Origin of the sequence: Streptomyces flavidovirens DSM 40150 (genome assembly GCF_000429085.1) — a bacterium.
GTDB classification, from domain to species: Bacteria; Actinomycetota; Actinomycetes; order Streptomycetales; family Streptomycetaceae; genus Streptomyces; species Streptomyces flavidovirens.
The window spans coordinates 80960-100290 of the sequence record NZ_AUBE01000013.1 but is presented as its reverse complement, the minus strand read 5'-3'; the positions used below and the strand labels follow the sequence as shown (position 1 = coordinate 100290).

Sequence of the window (19331 nt, the reverse complement as noted above, 5' to 3'; positions counted from 1 at the left end):
GCTGTGACGTTCAGCGAATGAACTGTGACGTTCAGCGAATGAAAAATCCCCTCGCACAGGAGGGGACGCCGCGCCGATTCCGACCGGATCTTCCATCCGTCGGGAGTGATCAGCGCGGCTCGCTAAGCAGAAGGCGTACGGCACGCATGGCGTCAGGGTACCGCAGCGCCCGAGAGCGCCGCGTCGCGTATCCGTCCCACGGACCGGTCGCCCCTTGCCCAAGGGGTTACCCCGCGTATCGACCCTATCCGGGGCAACGACCGTACAAGTTTTCCCGCTTCCTGAACGCTAAACCTCCAAACCTCGTACTGCCTGGTATGGGGCGACTTAGCATGCGGCAACGGGACCACTTTGCCGAACCATTCGGAGTCGCCCCCATGAACCCTCATCGAAAAAATTCGACCTCCCTGGCTTTCCCCCCATTGAGCCGCCCCGCACAAGGAGGCCTGACAGCCGTCGCGTTGCTCCTCATACCGCTGTTCGCCGTCCTCGGCAGCGACAGTCTGCGCGCCGCGCTCGACTTCACCACCGGCGTCCTTTCCCTGGTCTCGCTGACCGCCGCCGTCGCCTGGGGCCTGATCGCGACGGACCGGCTGCTGCTGCGGCCGCGCCACCGTCTCATCGCGCAGGGTGTCCACCGCGCCACCGCGGTCGCCTCCCTCGGCTTCCTGCTGCTGCACGTGACGGTCAAGGTCTCCCTGGGACACGTGGCACTCCTGGGAGCCCTGGTCCCCTTCGGCCTCGGAATCAGCGGTACGTCCGGACTCATCGGGTTCGGTTCCCTCGCCGGGTTCCTCATGGTCGTCGCCGCCTCGACCGGCGCCATGCGCAGCGCGTTCGCCACGCCGGGCCGCATCGCGGGCCGCTGGCGGTCGCTGCACATGGTCGCCTACCCCGCCTGGGGGTCGGCACTGGTGCACGGCCTGTTCGCGGGCCGGCCCGCCGCGGGCTGGGTCGTCACGATGTACGTCCTGTGCCTCACGGCGGTCGTCGCGGCCCTTTCGCTGCGCCTGCTCCCTGAGCCGCTCAAGCGGACCATCGCCGACCGGGTGGTCGCCCTGGTCACGTCCGGCTCCCTGGGCCCGGCGCCCGAACCGGCGCCCCGCGACGCCACCGTCTCCCCGCTGCCGGGCGGCGGGTTCCCACCGCCGCAGGAGCCGCCACGGCCGGCCCGGCCGCAGCGGCAGCCGGAGGAGCTGTTCCGCGACGCCCCGGCGCCGCAGGCCCCGCCGCAGCGCCTCGCGGCGCCCGCCCCGCCGCTGTACGAGGCGGGCCGCTCCCCGGAAGGTCTACGCGCGGGGACAGACACCGGTATATCCGCCGCGTACCGCGCCGTATCGGCTTCGGCCGCGTCGGCCGCCTCCGCTCCCACCGAACGGATCCCCCTGGCAGAACAGATCCCCATGACGGAGGAGATCCCCGCCCAGGCGGCGCCTCAGCCGCCCCGCTGGCCCACCCCGTCACCCCCGCCCCCCGCCCAGGCCGTACGCCCGCCGTACGACCCGGACCGCGCGGCGTACGGTCCGGGAGCCGCCCCCGCACCCGACCTACCCGGATACGGCCCCGCACCCGACCTCCCCGGCTACGCCCCCGACGCCGTACCGGACGTTCCCGGCTACGCGCCCGGCCGCCCCGCGTACGCCCCGGACGCGCCCACCGGACCGCTCCCCCACCCCCACACCCTCGACGAAACCGAGCCCGCGCCGGGTCCGCTCTACCGGCCCGCCGTCGGAGAGCCCTGGCACGCACCCGCAGGAGACCGAAGTTGAACGTCCCCCTTCCCGACGTCCCCGAAGTACGCGTAGTCGGCCTTCCCCAGCTGACCACCGGCTTCGACCTGGTCGAGCGTCTCGACCTCGGCATGCACCTGAAGGTGCACGGCCCGCTGGAGCCGATGGGCGGGGAGCGCCTGGCCGAACTCGCCGACTACATCTCGCTGCGCGGCCGCGGCGGTGCCGGCTTCCCCTTCGGCAAGAAACTGCGGGCGGTCGCACAGGCCTCCATCCGGCGCGGGGTGCGGCCCGTCGTCGTCATCAACGGCAGTGAGGGCGAGCCCGCCTGCCGCAAGGACACCGTCCTGCTCAACCGCGCCCCGCACCTGGCGCTCGACGGCGCCCTGCTCGCGGCCGAGGCACTCGGCGCCCGCACCCTGATCGTCGGCGTGACCCGGAACTCGACGGAGGCGTCCATACGCGCCGCCTTCGCCGAGCGGGGCCTGTCCGACCGGCGCGGACAGCAACTGCGCGCCCGGATCGTACGTACCCCGGAACGCATGGTTTCCGGCGAAGCGTCCGCCCTGATCCGCGCCGCGAACGGCGGCCCCGCGCTCCCGCCCGGCCGCCGTGAGCGCGCCTCGGAGACAGGCGTAGGGGGCGCCCCGACGCTGCTGTCCAACACCGAGACATTCGCGCAGCTCGCCGTCGCCGCCCGCATAGGCGCCCGCCGCTACGGCCACACCGGCCTGGAGAACGAGCCGGGCACGGTCATGCTCACCATCTCCGGCGCGGTCGCGCGCCCCATGGTCGTGGAGGTGCCCACCGGAGTGCCGCTGCGTTACGTCCTCCAGATGGCCGGCGCCCCGCCGCTGCCCCAGGGCGTGCTCACGGGCGGCTATCACGGCAACTGGATCGACGCGGTCGCCGCGCACGACGCCGTGATCTCCCGCGAGTCCCTCGCCTCGTTCGGCGGGGCGCTGGGCGCGGGCGCCATCCTCCCGATCGGCCCCGAGACCTGCCCGCTGGGCGAGTCGCTGCGCGTCGCGAACTGGCTGGCCGCGGAGACGGCGGGCCAGTGCGGCCCCTGCCGGCTGGGCCTGCCCGCCGCCGCCGGCGGCCTCTCCGACGTACTCAACGGAGGAGGTCAGGCCGCCCTGGAGGCACTGCGCGAAGTGACGCAGGCCGTCAAGGGCCGGGGCGCGTGCAAGCACCCCGACGGCTCCGTGCGCTTCTTCGTCTCGACCCTCAACGCGTTCACCGACGACCTGGCGGCGCACGTCCTGGGCGGCGGCTGCGGCCGCGAGACGATGGGCGTACTGCCGCTGCCGGGCCCCGGCTACGAGGAAGAGGGCATCCCGAGCGGCGAGAAGTTCGCCGTGGACTGGACGCTGTGCAAGGGCCACGGACTGTGCGCGGACATCGTTCCCGAGCTGATCCGGCTCGGCCCCGACGGCTACCCGGCGCTCGCGGACGCGTCCGTACCGGTGCACCTGCGCGGACGCGCCCAGCGTGCCGTACGCCGCTGCCCCGCCCTGGCGCTGCGCATCGAGGAGGAGGCCCCCGAGCGCCGCCCGGCCCGGCCCGCACTGCCGCCCAGCGGCAGGAAGGCCCTCGGCAGCGGCAGAGGCTGACCCCGGAAACGAGAAGGTCCCCCGGTCAATTCGACCGGGGGACCTTCATTCTGTGGAGCTAAGGAGAATTGAACTCCTGACCTCCTGCATGCCATGCAGGCGCTCTACCAACTGAGCTATAGCCCCTTGCGTTCCGCCGTTCCCAGGGTTTCCCCCGGCGGCTCCGCCAACATTACACGGTCCCCCCGGCCCTCCACCAAATCGTTTACCCGCACACCCGTTCTGTCCCTATACGCCCGGTACTGTCAGCCCGCGTGACCGTCACCGCGCAGACCACCGCCGCCCGCCCCCCCCTCGCCCGGTGGCCGGTACTCGTCGCCGCCTCGGTCTGTCTGCTCTCCTTCGCGGCCTTCTGGGCCGCCCAGCGTGCCGCCGGCGTCTCGATGATCGACCTCATGGTCTACCGGGCCGAGGGCGAGACCGTACGAGCAGGCCAGGACCTCTACGCGATGCGTGCCACCGAGGCCAACCTGCCGACCACCTACCCCCCTTTCGCCGCCCTGCTGTTCACCCCGCTGACGCTGCTCGGCGTCCCCGAGATGCGCACCCTCGCCACTGCCGGGAACCTCCTTCTCCTCGTCGCGCTGGTCCGCCTCTCCCTGCGGCTGGTGGGCCGCGAAAGCACCACCGCCGTTCTGCTGACCGCCGCCGTCGCCGTGTGGTGCGAGCCGGTGTGGACGACGCTGCGGTACGGGCAGATCAACCTGCTGATCGCGGCGGCCGTCCTCTGGGACCTCACCCGCCGCGACGGCCACCGGTGGGCGGGCGCGGGCATCGGCCTCGCCGCCGCGGTGAAGCTCACACCCGCGCTCTTCGGCGTCTTTCTCCTGATCACGGGAGTCGTACGAGCACGGGGCGCCGTACGCCCGAGCCGCAACCCCTGGCTCCGGCAGGCCGGGAAGGCCGCCGCCGTCTTCCTCGCGGCCACCGTGACGGCCGCGGCCGTCCTGCCGTACGACTCGCACCGCTACTGGACCCGGATGGTCTTCGAGGCAGGCCGGGTGGGCCACGTCGAGGACACCGCCAACCAGTCCCTGCGCGGCGTACTGGCCCGGCTGCTGCACACCGGCGACCCGGGCCCGTGGTGGGCCGTGGCCGCCGCCCTGGCGGCCGGCACGGGCCTCGCCGTCGCGGTGGCGGCCGAACTGCGCGGCGAGCGGGCCGGGGCGGTGGTCGCGTGCGCGGTGACCGCACTGCTCGTCAGCCCGGTGTCCTGGTCGCACCACTGGGTGTGGTGCGTGCCCGTGGTGCTGTTCCTGGCCGCGCGAGTCAGCGCGGGAGGGGCACTGGCGACGGCGGCGGTGTTCTGTTCGTACGCGCTGTGGTGGGTGCCGCACGGACCGGGCCGGCTCGAACTCGCCCAGCACCCCGGCCAGATGGCACTGTCGGCGCTCTACCCGCTCACGGCTCTCGCCGCGCTGCTCACGCTGTGGCGAACGAATAGAAGCGCTTGAGCGTGCAGTGCTCGTCGAGCAGCCGGCCGTAGATCGGCTCCCCTTCGAGTTCGCGGTACGTCTCGATGGGGTCGCCTTTTATGATCAGCGCCCGGGCGCATTCCTCGCACCAGTACTGGTAGTCGGCGTTGACCGGTTCCATGTCCCTGACGATGGGCGTGCCACTGCCGCACCAGTCGCATTTCCGCCTGTGTGCGCCCATCACTCAGTTCCAGCTGTGGCGGCAGGCCGTGCACACGTACGCGATACCTCCGTTGTCGCTGCCGGGCAGACCACGGACCGCATCGAGGATGCTCGCGGGCATCGCGCTCTCCCTCCCCATCAGACCGTCGTCCCCCTCCGGCGGGTCCGATTCTGCCATGGCTCCGCAAGGGGGGTCAGTGGCGTGTGCGCAGAAGGCCGGCCGCAGTGCCGAAGATCGACGCGGGGGCCGGTGCAAGGTCGCATACCCACAGCACATTCCCGTACGCGTGCAACTGGCCCTGAACAGCGCCACGGAGGCCGCAACGGCGGCCAACTGGCCGGTGTGCAACGAGAAATCCCGGTCCCTCCTGGAGGAGGAACCGGGATCCGATTGTGGAGCTAAGGAGAATTGAACTCCTGACCTCCTGCATGCCATGCAGGCGCTCTACCAACTGAGCTATAGCCCCGCTGTTCTGTGCGCTGTGCGCTGCGAACAAGAAGAACTTTAGCCTGCGACCTGCCAGAAAGTGAAATCCGTCAGTCGTCGTCGCCGAGCACCGGTTCCGGGAGCGTCCCGGCGTTGTGCTCCAGCAGCCGCCAGCCGCGGGCGCCTTCGCCCAGCACCGACCAGCAGCAGTTGGAAAGCCCGCCGAGGCCCTCCCAGTGGTACGACTCCAGACCCAGGAGCCGGCCGATGGTGGTGCGGATGGTGCCTCCGTGGCTGACGACGACCAGCGTGCCGTTGTCGGCCAGCTTGTCGGCGTGCGCGAGCACGACAGGAGCCGCCCGGTCGGCGACCTCGGTCTCCAGCTCGCCCCCACCGCGCCGCACCGGCTCACCGCGCTTCCACGCCGCGTACTGCTCGCCGAACTGCCCGATGATCTCGTCGTGGGTCAGCCCCTGCCAGGCACCCGCGTACGTCTCGCGCAGCGCGGCGTCGTGCGTCACATCGAGGCCGGTCAGGGCAGCCAGCTCGCCGGCCGTGGCCGCCGCCCGCTTCAGGTCGGACGCGATCATCGCGTCCGGCTTCAGGGAGGCGAGCAGCCTGGCGGCCCGGCGCGCCTGGGCGACGCCGGTCTCGGTCAGCTCGATGTCGGTGCTGCCCTGGAAGCGGCGCTCCAGGTTCCAGGACGTCTGGCCGTGCCGCCACAGGACGATGCGGCGGCCCCGGCTCCTCTTGACGGTGCCGGTGCCGGTGTCGCTGCCGTTCAGCTCAGGTCTCCGTCCACTTCACCGGCCGCACGCAGCTTGGCGTGCTCCTCGGCCGCGCCCCGCGTCTTGACGGCGTCCTCGGGCAGCTTGATCTCGGGGCAGTCCTTCCACAGGCGCTCCAGCGCGTAGAAGACACGCTCCTCGCTGTGCTGGACGTGGACCACGATGTCGACGTAGTCGAGGAGCACCCAGCGGGCCTCGCGGTCGCCCTCGCGACGCACGGGCTTCACGCCGAGGTCCTTGTTCAGCCGCTCCTCGATCTCGTCGACGATCGACTTGACCTGGCGGTCGTTGGGCGCCGAGGCGACCAGGAAGGCGTCGGTGATGGACAGCACATCGCTGACGTCGTAAGCGATGATGTCGTGCGCGAGCCGGTCGGCGGCCGCCTGAGCGGCGGCGTTGATGAGCTCGATGGAACGGTCAGTGGCGGTCACTAGCAGGCTTTCGTCGGCGGTCAGAGATACCTCCAGGGTCTCACGGACCGCCGACAGCCCCGACGGGATTACCGCACGTCGAAGTCCTGGCCCAGTACGACCGTCACATCGGCGTTCGCGGCCGCCTTGCCCTTGCGGACCGCGTCCGCCGGCAGGCCCAGCGTTTTCGCGACCTCTTCGGCCGTGGCCTTCTGAGCCGCGTCGCCATAGCTGACCTGCGACGACGTAAGGACCGCGGGTGCGGCGCCGGAGTCCACGAACGTGTAGCCACCGTTGACCAGGGCGATCCTGGCGGCCTCGTTGGCGTCCGTGTTCCCGTTCGCGTTGCGGACGCCGACCCGCACGGCCGCGCCCTGCTCCGGGCTGCTCGCCGAGCCGCCGAGGATGTCCTTCACCACACTGTCGGCGGCGGAATCACTCAGCTTGCCGTCGGGCTGCACCGGCAGCAGCGCCGTCTTGTACGCGCCGCGCTTGGCGTGGCCGGCGAGCTTGGCGAGCGAGGCGCCGAGGTCCTTCTCCCGCAGCGAGGGGTCGAGGATCTGCGCCAGGGTGCGGACGGTCGTGGTCGCGGCCTGCGGGTCGTCCGAGATCTTCTTCAGTACGCCCTGCATGACCTGCCCGAACCGCTGGAGCTGCTCGTCCTCGTCCTCGCCCGGCGCCCGGTAGGTGGCGTACGCGACGGCCATCCGGCCGCTCAGCGTCTGCTGCTTGCCCTGCCTCACCACGGGCGTCGCGCCCTTCTTGGTGTCGGGTACATCGGTGTCGGTGTCGATGTCGATGTTGCCGACCAGCTCGACGAGGTTCTCCAGGTAGGGAGTGTCGAGCCGCCAGGTGCCGCCGATCTTCGTCCCGAGTACGGAACCGATCGCCTCGCGCGTGCCCGCCGAGCCGTCGTCGTCGACCGACTTGGCGAGCGTGGTCGTGGTGCCGTCGTCGTTCGCGACGGAGAGCGAGTTCGGGAGCAGAACGGTGGTGCCCTGCCGGGTGGTGGTGTTGTCCACGAGCAGCACGGTCGAGGTGGCGCCCTTGGTGGTGTGCAGGTGCACCGCGATCACGTCGCGCTTCTGCGGACCCGACGCCGTGCCCGGAGCGTCCTTCTTGCCGGAGAGGCCGGGCAACAGGCCCGCGTACCAGAGGTAGCCGACACCACCCGCGAGGACGAGGGCGACGGCGACGACCAGGGCGACGACGCGGTTGCGTCCGCGGCGCCTGGCTTCCTCGCGGCGCTCGGTGCGGCTCTCGGTGAACTTCAGCCAGTCGATGACGTCTTCGGAGTTCTCGTCCGGCTCTTCGACGAAGGAGAACTGCTCGGTCGCGTACTCGTTCTTGGGGCGGCGCTGCTCGGGCACGACAGCGGGCTCGGGGGCCGGCTCCGGCTCCGGCTCGGCGACAGGGGCGGGAGCGGCCTGCTGCTGCGGAATCCACTGCTGCTGAGCGGTGTCGACGTACCCGTACTGCTGCTGTTGCTGGTGCTGTTGCTCCTGCTGGGGCTGCTGCGCGTACGGGTCGTACGACGGCTGCTGCTGGGCGTACGGGTCGTAGCCGTACGCCTGCTGCTGCGGCGCGTCGTACTGCTGCCGGTCCTGCGGCCGGCCCTGCTGCTGCGCCTGCTGGTACACCGGCTGCCCGTACGCGTCGTAGCCGATGATCTCCGGCTGCTGGGCATACGGATCCTGCGCGTACGGGTCGTACGGGTACTGTCGGTCGTTCACCGGTGCCCTCTCCCTGCTTGTCTGTGCTCCCCGTACGGCCGGGCCGACCGCTCAGTCGCGGTACAGCGCGCGCTTGTCGATGTAGCGGACCACACCGTCCGGAACGAGATACCAGACAGGCTCACCCGCCGCGACCCTCGCCCGGCAGTCGGTCGACGAGATAGCCAGCGCCGGCACCTCGACCAGGGAGACACCGCCCTTGGGCAGCCCGTCGTCCGTGAGGTCGTGGCCGGGCCTGGTCACACCGATGAAGTGGGAGAGCGAGAACAGCTCCTCCGCGTCCCGCCAGGTGAGGATCTGGGCGAGCGCGTCGGCGCCGGTGATGAAGAAGAGGTCCGAGTCGCTGTTCAGCTCGCGCAGGTCCCGCAGCGTGTCGATGGTGTACGTCGGACCGCCGCGGTCGATGTCGATCCGGCTCACCGAGAACTGCGGGTTGGACGCCGTCGCGATGACCGTCATCAGATAGCGGTCCTCGGCCGGGGAGACATGCTTGTGGCTCTTCTGCCACGGCTGCCCGGTCGGTACGAACACCACCTCGTCGAGGTGGAACTGGGCGGCCACCTCACTGGCGGCCACCAGGTGTCCGTGATGGATCGGATCGAACGTCCCGCCCATCACGCCGAGCCGGCGCTTCCCGGTACGGCCCGGCCTTTGCTGCTCTCCCATGCGTGCAGAGCCTACTGGCCCCGTCCAGCGGCCCCGCCTCAGCGGTCGCGGTTGAAACGCGTGGTGATCCACAGCAGGATCAGGAGCGCGAGGAGCGCGCCGCCGCCGGTGAGGTACGGGTTGAGGGATTCGTGGTTCCCGCCGTGCTCGCCGCCCTCACCGGAGGCGAGGGACACAAGGGAGACAGCGGTGCTGTGGAGGCTCATCTGCGGCAGGACCTATCCGGGAGTCGGAGCGGAGACTTCGCGGACATCGTATGCGGGCGGTACGGGCACGCTCACGCCGACTCAGTCGTTCACGCAGTGTCCGGCTCCAGGAACCGGCCGAGCGCGCCGCACGCGAGCGGATTCGAGCACATACGCTGAGGCCAGTCCGGGGGACGGGAAACACTCGTAGACAGGGGGCCATCCATGACCGACGGCAAGCACGAGAACGTACCGAGCCGCAATCGCCGGCGCTTCCCGGACATCTCGTCCCGCGCGTACGAGCATCCGGCGGACCGCTCGGCCCTGGTGGCCCTGCGCAAGCTGACCGGGTTCGACACGGTGTTCAAGGCGATGAGCGGGCTGCTTCCCGAGCGCAGTCTGCGGCTGCTCTTCCTGTCCGACTCGGTGCGGGTGGGCGAGGCCCAGTTCGCCCATCTGCACGCGATGCTGCTGGACGCCTGCTACATCCTGGACCTGAAGAAGGTCCCTCCGATGTACGTGACGCAGGACCCGAAGCCCAATGCCATGTGCATCGGTCTCGACGAGCCGATCATCGTGGTCACCACGGGCCTGGTCGAGCTGCTCGACGAGGAGGAGATGCGGGCGGTCGTCGGTCACGAGGTGGGCCACGCCCTGTCCGGCCACTCCGTCTACCGCACGATCCTCCTCTTCCTCACGAACCTGGCGCTCAAGGTCGCCTGGATCCCGCTGGGCAACATCGCGATCATGGCGATCGTGACGGCGCTGCGCGAGTGGTTCCGCAAGTCGGAGCTCTCCGCCGACCGCGCCGGTCTGCTGGTCGGCCAGGACCTCCAGGCGTCGATGCGCGGCTTGATGAAGATTGCCGGTGGTAACCACCTGCACGAGATGAACGTGGACGCGTTCCTGGAGCAGGCCGAGGAGTACGAGGCGGGCGGCGACCTGCGCGACTCCGTGCTGAAGATCCTCAACGTGCTGCCGCGCTCGCACCCGTTCACCACGGTGCGGGCCGCCGAGCTGAAGAAGTGGGCGGAGAGCCGCGACTACCAGCGGATCATGGACGGCCACTACCCGAAGCGCGACGAGGACGGCGACACCTCCGTGACGGACTCCTTCCGCGAGTCCGCGTCGCACTACGCCGACACGGTACGCACGAGCAAGGACCCGCTGATGAAGCTCGTCGGCGACATCGCGGGCGGTGCGGGCGACCTGGGCGGCAAGCTGCGGGACCGGTTCACCGGCGGCGGCAGCGGCAGCACCAGCAACGGCAGCGCCGACGACACGGGCAAGAGCTAGCCGCCGCCCCTCGGGCTGGGCAGCGCGCCCGGCGCGAGCGTGCCGCACAGGGCCGCCGTGGCAGGACCCGTCGCGTACGGGTCGGTCGCGGCGGGCCCGTCGGCCTTGGCCCGCTGCCCGGCGAGCACCGGCCGCAGGTGACTCACCGCGTCGGCCGAGCAGGCCTGGGGCCCGGCCTGGACGTACGAGACGAGCAGCTCGGCCCGGTGCATCCGCAGGTCGTCGCGGTCGAAGCGGAAGTGCAGCTCTCTGCGGACCGTGAACAGCGACGCGCCGTCCGCCCGCGCGTCACCGGCAGCGGCTTCGGCGGGACGCAGCGCGTACACGAAGGTGTGGTCCGAGGTCACCGCGAGACGGCCGGACTCGGTCTCCTCGACGTGCAGGACCCCCTGCACGCGGGGCTGGGAGCCGCGCGCGAGCGTGACCTTGGCCGGGTCGAAGCGGACCAGCCAGCCCGTGGCCGCGTGCCGTCCGTCGCCGGCCGGTGCGTCGAAGCTGCGGTCGAACTGCGTCAGCTGGTCGGGGTCGAGGAGCGAGCGCACCGGGCGGGCCGTGGAGCCGTTCAGTACGCCCGGATCGAGGGACGACTCGACGAGGTAGTCCTTCGCGATGGTCAGCGCGGCCATCACCTGTCCCTCCGAGAAGTGGGCGGTGCGCCGCGCGGGCGGCAGGGTGATGCCCTCGGCGCCCGTGCGGAACTGCGCGGCCGGACTGTGCTCGAAGAGGTCGGCGGGCGCGCCGCCCGGCACCGTGCCCTCCGGAGCCAGCGGTATCACCGTGGTCCGCAGCAGCCCCGCCCGCGTGGCCGCCGGCGGCTGGTAGGGGTGGCGTACGCCCATGTAGATCGCCGTACCGAAGGCGATCGCGACCAGCAGGACGAGCACCAGCGCCTGCATCGGCCCGGCTCCCCTGCGGCGGCCGCCGCGCCCGTCACGGACCGCCCACGCGGGCCGGCTGCGCACGGCCTTCTCGTGGTCGTCCATCCGCTCCTGTGCGGAGTACTCCTGGAGGCGGGCAGCCCGCACGAACGATTCGTCGAAGACGACGGACCGGTACTCGTCGTCGCTGCCACCAGGGAGGCCCTCGGGTGCCCCCTCAGGTGGCTCTCCGTGCCCTGCCATACCTTCAGGGTAGGTCGGCGGAGGGGATCGTAAACGCCCTGGTGCGCGACAAGTTGTGACGACTTCCCCCACGGAGCGTGGCTCTGGGAGACCCGGACCCGGCGGCCCCTCAGGGCGCGGTGCGCGGAACGGCGGACGCGGCGGGCGCGGTGTACTCCGCGGAGGCGGAGGGGCCGCCCGGACCGCCCGGCCGGGAGTTGCCGCCCGGCCTGGAGTTGTCGCTCGTCGCGGGCAGCGGCACCTGGTCGTGCCGTCCCCCGGAGGCCGCCCCCCGGTAGACCGCCGTGAAGGCGAGCGCCACCATCCCGATGCCCATCAGCAGGGCCAGCAACCAGGCCACGGGCCGGTGCCAGCGCGCATGGCCCCGGTACGGGCGCAGAGCGCCGCCGTGCCGCCCGTACGGGCCCGCGCCGTCGTCGTACTCGTCGTCGCCGTCCAGCGGGCCGTACGCGCCGTCGTGGCCGGGTTCCCGGGCGCCGTACCCGTCGCCGTACCCCTCGTCGCAGAGGTCGTCGTCCGGGGAGAGCTTGCCGGCCCTCGCCCTGGTCGCCTCCGCCTCGGCCCGCGCCTGGGCGGCGGCCAACAGCCGCTCGACCGCGGTCGGTTCATGGACCTCGGCGGCCCGTACGAAGTCCTCGTCGAACACCACGGAAGCGAAGTCCTCGTCCGCGCCTCCGCGGTCGACAGGGTCCTCAGGGTCCCAGCCGTCCTGGAACGGCCTGCCCCCCACGTCGTCCGGCACTCGTTCAGCGTAGACCTGGACGGTCGTTTTGGGCAGAGAACGTGCAAACGATGCGCTCTCCGAACCCGCCGCGCCCGCTACCGGGTGTGACCGTCGCCCGTCACGATGTACTTCGTCGAGGTCAGCTCGGGCAGGCCCATCGGACCGCGCGCGTGCAGCTTCTGCGTCGAGATTCCGATCTCGGCGCCGAAACCGAACTGACCACCGTCCGTGAAGCGTGTGGACGCGTTCACCGCGACCGTCGTCGAGTCCACCAGCTGGGTGAACCGGCGGGCCGCGGCCTGCGACGTCGTGACGATCGCCTCGGTGTGCCCGGAGGTCCAGCGGCGGATGTGGGTCACGGCCCCGTCCAGCGAGTCGACGACCGCGGCGGCGATGTCGTACGACAGGTACTCGGCCTCCCAGTCGTCCTCCGTGGCCGCCACGAAGGCCGCCTTGGACCCCTCGGCGTACGGGAGCACCCGCTCGTCACCGTGGACCGTGACGCCCGCCTCGGCGAGCGCGTCCAGCGCGCGCGGCAGGAAGGCGTCCGCGATGTCCTGGTGGACGAGGAGCGTCTCGGCGGCGTTGCAGACGCTGGGCCGCTGCGCCTTGGAGTTCACGAGGATGTCGACGGCCATGTCGAGGTCGGCCTCGGCGTCGACGTAGACGTGGCAGTTGCCGGTGCCCGTCTCGATGACGGGGACGGTGGACTCCTCGACGACCGTACGGATCAGGGACGCGCCGCCGCGCGGGATCAGGACGTCGACCAGGCCGCGGGCGCGCATCAGCTCGCGCACCGAGTCGCGGGACTCCCCCGGCACGAGCTGCACGGCGTCGGCGGGCAGGTCCGCCCCGGCGATCGCGTCGCGCAGGACGCCGACGAGCGCGGTGTTGGAGGCGTACGCCGACGACGAGCCGCGCAGCAGCACCGCGTTGCCGGACTTGAGGCAGAGCGCGGCGGCGTCCACGGTCACGTTCGGCCGGGCCTCGTAGATGATGCCGACGACGCCGAGGGGCACGCGCACCTGCCGCAGGTCGATGCCGTTGGGCAGGGTGGAGCCGCGTACGACCTCGCCGACCGGGTCGGGCAGCCCCGCCACGTCCCGTACGTCGGACGCGATGGCGGCGACCCGCTCGGCGGTCAGCGTCAGCCGGTCGATGACCGTCTCGCTCGTGCCGGCGGCGCGGGCCTTGGCCACGTCCTTGGCGTTGGCCTCGACGATCTCGTCCGTACGGGCCTCCAGCGCGTCGGCGACGGCCAGCAGCGCGGCGTCCTTGACGGAGCGCGGGAGTGGCGCGATCGCGTCGGCGGCGGCGCGGGCCCGCCGGGCGGTCAGGACGACCGGGGACCCGGACGCGGTCGTGTCGGCGTCAGTCGTGTCGGCGAGAGGAGAGTGCGAGGTCATACCCGCAGGGTAATGCGCGCTCTGCGGGCGTTCACCGGTTTTCCCGCTCCGCGAGACAGCAGTCACAGCGGCCGGTACGGAGGTACGCCGCGGTCAGTACGGATGCACCCCGACCGGCGCCGCCGGCGGCGGACCGTACCCCTCGGCGACCCGCTGGTGGTAGGTGTCGCGGTCGATGACCTCCAGGCCCACGATCTCCCACGGCGGCAGCCTCGACGTCGACCGGTGCTCGCCCCACAGGCGCAGCGCGACGGCCGCGGCGTCGTGCAGGTCCCGTGCCTCTTCCCAGTACCGGATCTCCGCGTGATCGTTGGCGTATCTGCTGGTCAGCAGGAAGGGATGGTCGTGGGCGAGCTGTTCGAGGCCTCGCCTGACCTCCTGCAGCGGTACCTCGGCGCCCGAGACGCACAGGGTGATGTGCCAGAGCCTCGACACCTCCCGCGGGCAGTGCACCTCCTGGCATGGAGCCGGTTGCTGGTCCGGCTCCGGGGCGTCGCCGAAGTCCGCCCCCGCCCCGACACTGGTCAGGGCGCGTTCGGCGGTCCCTCGGGGCAGCGCCCCCGGACGCGCTCGTCTCACCGGCGGCCTCCTGTAATGCGTTGCTGTGCTGTACCCCGCGCTGCTGTGTCCCCGTAAACAAGTCCCCGCAACAAAGTTGACCAGTCCTGGGCCCGGCGCGGGGTGGTTTTCCTGAAGGTCTCTGCCGCGAGGCCGCTCTTTCAGCCGTTTCAGGGGTGGAGAACGACCAGATCGTCCCTGTGTACGACTTCTCGCTCGTACGCCGGCCCGAGCTCCTTCGCGAGGTCGCGGGTGGAGCGGCCGAGTAGCTGCGGGATCTCCTTGGCGTCGTAGTTGACGAGCCCCCGGGCGACGGCCACGCCCGACGTGTTCCGCAGCTCCACCGGATCACCCGCGCTGAACTCGCCCTCGACCCGGGCGATCCCGGCGGGCAGCAGCGACGTACGCCGCTCGACCACGGCCCGTACGGCCCCGTCGTCGAGCACGAGCGCGCCCTGCGGGGTCGAGGCGTGGGCGAGCCACAGCAGCCGGTCGGCGCTGCGGCGGCCGGTGCGGTGGAAGAGCGTGCCCGTTGCCCGGCCGGCGAGGGCGTCGGCGGCGTGGCTGGCGGAGGTGAGGACGACGGGGATGCCGGCGGCCGCTGCGATACGGGCGGCCTCGACCTTGGTCACCATGCCGCCGGTGCCGACGCCGGCCTTGCCGGCGCTGCCGATGGAGACGTGGGCGATGTCCTCGGGGCCGCGCACCTCGTCGATGAGGGAGGTGCCGGGGAGGCTGGGGTCGCCGTCGTAGAGGCCGTCCACGTCCGACAGGAGCACCAGCAGGTCGGCCCGTACGAGGTGGGCGACGAGGGCGGCGAGCCGGTCGTTGTCGCCGAAGCGGATCTCGTCCGTGGCGACGGTGTCGTTCTCGTTGACGACCGGAACCGCGCCCATGGCCAGGAGCTGGTCCAGCGTCCGGTAGGCGTTGCGGTAGTGGGCGCGACGGCTGGTGTCGTCGGTCGTCAGCAGCACCTGGCCGACGCGTACGCCGTAGCGCGCGAAGGAAGCGGTGTAGCGGGCCACGAGCAGGCCCTGGCCGACGCTGGCGGCGGCCTGCTGCCTGGCCAGGTCCTTGGGGCGGCGGGCGAGACCCAGGGGCGCCAGGCCGGCGGCGATGGCGCCGCTGGACACGAGCACGATCTCCTTCTCGCCGCCGCTGCGCGTCTTGGCCAGTACGTCGACGAGCGCGTCGACCCGGTCGGCGTCGAGCCCTCCCGACGCGGTGGTGAGTGAGGAGGAGCCGACCTTGACCACGATCCTGCGGGCCTCTGCTACGCCCTGCCTTGCCCCTGACACGTACAGTCCCCACTCTTGCTCGCCCGGTTCCCCCCCGCAATGTACGCGAGCCGCTCCGGACGCCGCCTCCGCATTTCGCCCCCTGGACGGCCGGGGCGTGCGGGCGGACACCGGCCTCTGGTTCATGTCCGTTGATTCCAGGAGGACTCGGGACACGAACCAGAGGCCGGGAGACCGTCCGTCAGGAACGGGCCATGCCGCGCGCCATCCGGCGCAGCTTGCGCACCACGCGCCGCGCGAAGGACGGCGTCGGCCTGATGGGGGCCTTGGGGGCGGTCACCCGCACCCCGCCGACCATCTCCGAGACCGTGACCGCGAACATCTCGTCGGGTACGCCGGCCTTCTTGTCCCTGAAGTGCGGGTACGCGAGGTACGGCTGAGCCGCGGGACTCTTGCGGATCACCTCGGGCACCTGCTTCGCCTGGAGGAACGTGAGGTGGTCCGCAAGGAGATCGGCCCGCCTCTCGGTGACGTAGTACATCCGCAGCCGCTCGGGCACCTTCAGCCGGCGGGCCACGCCCGGCGTCCAGTACTTCTCCATGAGCGGCCGCGCGAGGTCCAGCTTGTCCTCGCGCGTTTCGGCCTTCGCCTTCAGCCAGCGGTGGTCGAACTGCGGCAGCAGCGTGATCACGAAGGGCCGGATCATCAGCTCGTCGCGCTTCTCGCCGGGCGGGAAGAGCTCGGCGATCAGGTCCATCAGGGCCTTCGCCGAGTCGAACCGCATCGCGTAACTGCCGCTCTGCGTGATGTGCTTGCCGTCGTCGCGGCGCACGATGTAGAGGCAGACGTAGTCGGCGACGACCGAAACCCCGGCACTTCGCACATACGCCTCAAGGGTGAAGCGTGCGTCCTCACCGGTGTACAGCTGCTGATCGAAGCGCATCTTGTGCTTCTCCAGCAGCTCCCGCCGGAAGAGCTTCTCCGCGCTGAGCGTCATCTTGATGTTGGACGAGAAGACGTCCGTACGCTCCAGAGTGCGGCCGAACATCGACTTCGGCGCACCGCGTCCGATGCCCTCGATCTTGCCCAGGACGACGTCCGTGCCGTTGCGGTCGGCCATCGCGACCATGCGCTCCAGCGCCTCTTCGCCGAGGTAGTCGTCAGCGTCGAGGAAGAAGACATAACGGCCGCGGGCCATGTCGAGGCCTACGTTGCGGGGCTTGCTCGGTCCACCGGAATTCTCCTGGTGAACGACGCGCGTGGCGACCTTGCTCCTGGCCGCGAACTCGTCGAGATACTCACCGGTCCCGTCGGTCGAGCCGTCGTTGACGGCCACGATCTCTATGCGGTCGGCGCCCAGTGTCTGCGCCTCGACCGACTCCAGGCAGGGGATCAGGTACGGCATCGCTTCGTAGGCGCCAATGATCACCGTCACGTCGGGAATCCCGGTTGCTGCCATGCCCATCTCATTCTCGTTCATCGACATCCAAGACAGTCGACACATGGTGGAGGGTTGTTCACCATCGTTACTTTTCCACGTGATGCTCACCACACCGCACACGCGCGGCCCGGCAGAACGTCTCAAAAGACGCCCTACCGGGCCGATTTCGTACCTTTGCCCAAGTATCGACCGCCGTGCCGGGGTCAGCCCACCACGGTCGTGTCGGCCCCGGTGGACTCCGGCGCGGAGTCGCTCGGGTCGGCCGCGGCGAGGGCGGCCTCGACACCGGTGCGCTGAGCCACCCCCTGGTTGCGGGCCTCGGACTTGGCCGCCAGGGCCCGTACGGCGTCGTTGAACTGCACGATGGACGCGGGCTCGTCGGGACCCAGCAGGTACGCCTTCAGCTCGCGCCGCGCCTCCGCCAGCGGGTCGGCGCTCTCGCCGCCCCGGATGGCGGCGAGCAGCTCACCGAGCTGCTCCGCCCGGTTGTTGAGGATCACGGCGGCGCGTACGGCGGTGTTCTGCTGCTTGAACTCCTCGACGCCCAGCTCCGCGGAGTCGGTCACGGCGTACGGCTTGCCGCTCGCGATGAAGTCCGACACCACGCTGGAGATGTCGGAGACCATGCCGTCCGACTCGTTGAAGCAGTCGTACAGGCGCGGCTCGGCGCCGGCGATGACCCGGTGCTCCCACCACCCGAACGAGCGCCAGTACGCGTCGTTCCACTCGTCCCTGAGCTGCGCCAGCTCGGCCTCGCGCGCCGGATCGGGCAGGGCGTCACGGGACATCTCCGCCTCGTCCTTGCCGCTCTTGGGCGCGCCCTTGGCCGAGGCGCCCAGCTCGCCGAGACGCTCCTCGATGCGGGCCAGCTCGGCCTCCGCCGCGGCCTGCTCGGCCCGGAGCGCGGCGGCGTCCTTCGCCCAGCGGGGGTCGGTGGCGCGCTCGGCGGCCGCCGCCTCCACCATGGCGGTGATACGGGCGTGGACGGCCTTGGCCCTGGTGCTGCGCGTCCCGGTGAAGGGGTGCGGCTTGTAGAGCACCCGGACCGGCTCCTCGGCCTCCAGCAGGCGCCTGACGATGTTCTCGCCGGCCAGCAGGATCGAGGTGTTGCCCGGGTTGTCGTCCCAGCCCTCCCAGGTGGGGGCGTACAGGACGGTGGGAACGGGGTTCTTCGGCGTACCGCTCCAGGTCCGGATCGGGGCGAGCTGCGGGCGGCCCACTTCGACGATGTCCTCGTCGCGGACACCGACGTCGGCGAGCGCGTAACGGTCGCGGCCGGCCCGGCCCGCGCTCCACACCTCGTCGTACACCTTGCTGAACGGGTTGATGCTCGCGACCTTGTCGCTGTCGCCGTGCCCGATGAAGACGTGCTTCATGGTGGGGATGCGCAGCATGTGGATGTTCTTGCCGACGTTGGCGGCGTAGAGCGCGACGCGGACCGTGGACAGGTCCATGTTCATCAGGTGGGTGGCGCTCGGGACGCAGATCACCGGCACCGACGTCGGGCCGAGCTGCGGCACGATGTGGCGCTCGCGCAGGATGATCAGCGGCCTGCCGTCGAGCTGCTTCATCGTCTCCAGCCACATGTTGACCTGGTACGCCGACTCGCGGGAGCCGGAGAAGTACAGGACCGTGGTGGGGCGGTAGTCGCGCAGCCAGGTGTCGATGCCCTCCAGGACGGTGTCCGCCGGCGGCACGCGGCGGCCGCGGCGCGTGTACGGCAGCAGTACCGCGACGTAGGCGACGGCCAGGACCAGCGTGATCGCGAGGCCCGCGTAACCGACCGCGTGCGCTCCGCTCTGGACCGCGATCAGCACGCCTGCCACGGCGAAGACGTCGAGGTGCAGCATCTTCTCGGCGGACCGGTTCAGCAGCCGCTTGGGCGGGGCCGGCGGGATGTTCAGCATGCCGAGGTCGATGTTGCGGGTGACCACCGGCATCCTGCGGCGCAGGCGGATCAGCGTGACGAGCGCGCCGTGCGGGGCCTGGAGCGCGTAGAAGAGCAGGAGGGACGCGATCGTCACGTAGAAGATCGTCTGCTCGGCGAGCTGCATCCGGGCCAGCAGCAGGATCAGCAGCAACTGGCGCACCAGGAAGCGGATCGGAAGACCGGCCCGGACCTTGCTGAGACGGTTGATCAGGTAGCTGTTGCGCCGGTGCAGATGCCGGTCCGCGAGGTACGTCGCGGCGACAGCGGCCGCGAAGAACCAGAGGTTCGGGATCAGCGCGGCCAGCATGACGCACGGATACCCGAGGCCGATGACAGCGGCGGCGGCCAGTTCGGACCCGCTGCCCACGCGGGCCAGGCGGATGGCGGTCGAAATCACGAAGAACCTGCTCCAGAGGGGTGCCGGT

17 protein-coding genes and 2 tRNA genes are annotated in these 19331 nt (G+C 71.0%); 4 read left to right on the top strand and 15 right to left on the bottom strand.

Annotated elements, in window-relative coordinates:
- Positions 1-377: 377 nt before the first annotated feature.
- The gene (locus G412_RS0119165; RefSeq protein ID WP_425274488.1) at positions 378-1769 is read left to right on the top strand and encodes a hypothetical protein; all 1392 of its coding nucleotides are present in this window, start codon (positions 378-380) and stop codon (positions 1767-1769) included.
- The gene (locus G412_RS0119160) at positions 1766-3346 is read left to right on the top strand and encodes an NADH-quinone oxidoreductase subunit NuoF family protein (protein ID WP_028813479.1); all 1581 of its coding nucleotides are present in this window, start codon (positions 1766-1768) and stop codon (positions 3344-3346) included. The genes G412_RS0119165 and G412_RS0119160 overlap by 4 nt, the downstream gene beginning before the upstream one ends.
- Before the next feature lie 53 nt (positions 3347-3399).
- Here the strand turns inward: G412_RS0119160 and G412_RS0119155 are convergent.
- Positions 3400-3472: transfer RNA gene (locus tag G412_RS0119155), tRNA-Ala, on the bottom strand.
- A 128-nt stretch (positions 3473-3600) separates the two neighbouring features.
- Between G412_RS0119155 and G412_RS35195 the strand changes: the two genes are divergently transcribed.
- Complete coding sequence (locus G412_RS35195) at positions 3601-4800, top strand: glycosyltransferase 87 family protein (protein ID WP_037649255.1); 1200 nt, start codon at positions 3601-3603, stop codon at positions 4798-4800.
- On the opposite strand, the gene G412_RS0119145 is transcribed toward G412_RS35195, so the two are convergent.
- The 7 genes from G412_RS0119145 to G412_RS40230 form a co-directional block, all read right to left on the bottom strand.
- Positions 4769-5002, bottom strand: a complete 234-nt coding sequence (locus G412_RS0119145; RefSeq protein ID WP_028813478.1) for a hypothetical protein — start codon at positions 5000-5002, stop codon at positions 4769-4771. The genes G412_RS35195 and G412_RS0119145 overlap by 32 nt on opposite strands.
- Before the next feature lie 375 nt (positions 5003-5377).
- Positions 5378-5450: transfer RNA gene (locus G412_RS0119135), tRNA-Ala, on the bottom strand.
- Between the two features lie 70 nt (positions 5451-5520).
- Positions 5521-6195: a histidine phosphatase family protein gene (locus G412_RS0119130; RefSeq protein ID WP_028813477.1), complete on the bottom strand. Its 675-nt coding sequence runs from the start codon at positions 6193-6195 to the stop codon at positions 5521-5523.
- The gene (gene rsfS, locus G412_RS0119125; protein WP_028813476.1) at positions 6192-6629 is read right to left on the bottom strand and encodes a ribosome silencing factor; all 438 of its coding nucleotides are present in this window, start codon (positions 6627-6629) and stop codon (positions 6192-6194) included. Before rsfS ends, G412_RS0119130 begins: the two co-directional genes overlap by 4 nt.
- A gap of 68 nt (positions 6630-6697) precedes the next feature.
- Positions 6698-8341 (bottom strand): LCP family protein, encoded by a 1644-nt coding sequence (locus G412_RS0119120; RefSeq protein ID WP_028813475.1) that lies wholly within the window; start codon positions 8339-8341, stop codon positions 6698-6700.
- Positions 8342-8392: 51 nt separating this feature from the next.
- Positions 8393-9007: a nicotinate-nucleotide adenylyltransferase gene (nadD, locus tag G412_RS0119115; RefSeq protein WP_028813474.1), complete on the bottom strand. Its 615-nt coding sequence runs from the start codon at positions 9005-9007 to the stop codon at positions 8393-8395.
- 38 nt (positions 9008-9045) lie between these two features.
- On the bottom strand, positions 9046-9213 hold the full coding sequence (locus tag G412_RS40230; protein ID WP_028813473.1) for a hypothetical protein: 168 nt from the start codon (positions 9211-9213) through the stop codon (positions 9046-9048).
- A gap of 204 nt (positions 9214-9417) precedes the next feature.
- On the opposite strand from G412_RS40230, the gene G412_RS0119105 reads away from it, so the two are divergent.
- Positions 9418-10488, top strand: a complete 1071-nt coding sequence (locus G412_RS0119105; protein WP_028813472.1) for a M48 family metallopeptidase — start codon at positions 9418-9420, stop codon at positions 10486-10488.
- Here the strand turns inward: G412_RS0119105 and G412_RS0119100 are convergent.
- The 7 genes from G412_RS0119100 to G412_RS0119070 all read right to left on the bottom strand — a co-directional run bounded on the left by G412_RS0119100 (position 10485) and on the right by G412_RS0119070 (position 19303).
- Complete coding sequence (locus G412_RS0119100) at positions 10485-11609, bottom strand: SCO2583 family membrane protein (protein WP_028813471.1); 1125 nt, start codon at positions 11607-11609, stop codon at positions 10485-10487. The genes G412_RS0119105 and G412_RS0119100 overlap by 4 nt on opposite strands.
- 109 nt (positions 11610-11718) lie before the next feature.
- The gene (locus G412_RS0119095) at positions 11719-12351 is read right to left on the bottom strand and encodes an SCO2584 family spore wall biosynthesis protein (protein ID WP_028813470.1); all 633 of its coding nucleotides are present in this window, start codon (positions 12349-12351) and stop codon (positions 11719-11721) included.
- Positions 12352-12428: 77 nt separating this feature from the next.
- Positions 12429-13739: a glutamate-5-semialdehyde dehydrogenase gene (locus tag G412_RS0119090; RefSeq protein ID WP_028813469.1), complete on the bottom strand. Its 1311-nt coding sequence runs from the start codon at positions 13737-13739 to the stop codon at positions 12429-12431.
- Between the two features lie 93 nt (positions 13740-13832).
- Entirely contained in the window at positions 13833-14318 is a 486-nt protein-coding gene (locus G412_RS0119085; RefSeq protein WP_028813468.1) for a hypothetical protein, read from the bottom strand.
- Between the two features lie 149 nt (positions 14319-14467).
- Complete coding sequence (proB, locus tag G412_RS0119080) at positions 14468-15595, bottom strand: glutamate 5-kinase (RefSeq protein WP_078607148.1); 1128 nt, start codon at positions 15593-15595, stop codon at positions 14468-14470.
- Between the two features lie 181 nt (positions 15596-15776).
- Entirely contained in the window at positions 15777-16994 is a 1218-nt protein-coding gene (locus tag G412_RS0119075; RefSeq protein WP_028813466.1) for a glycosyltransferase family 2 protein, read from the bottom strand.
- Between the two features lie 185 nt (positions 16995-17179).
- Positions 17180-19303, bottom strand: a complete 2124-nt coding sequence (locus G412_RS0119070) for a hypothetical protein (RefSeq protein WP_028813465.1) — start codon at positions 19301-19303, stop codon at positions 17180-17182.
- Positions 19304-19331: the final 28 nt, after the last annotated feature.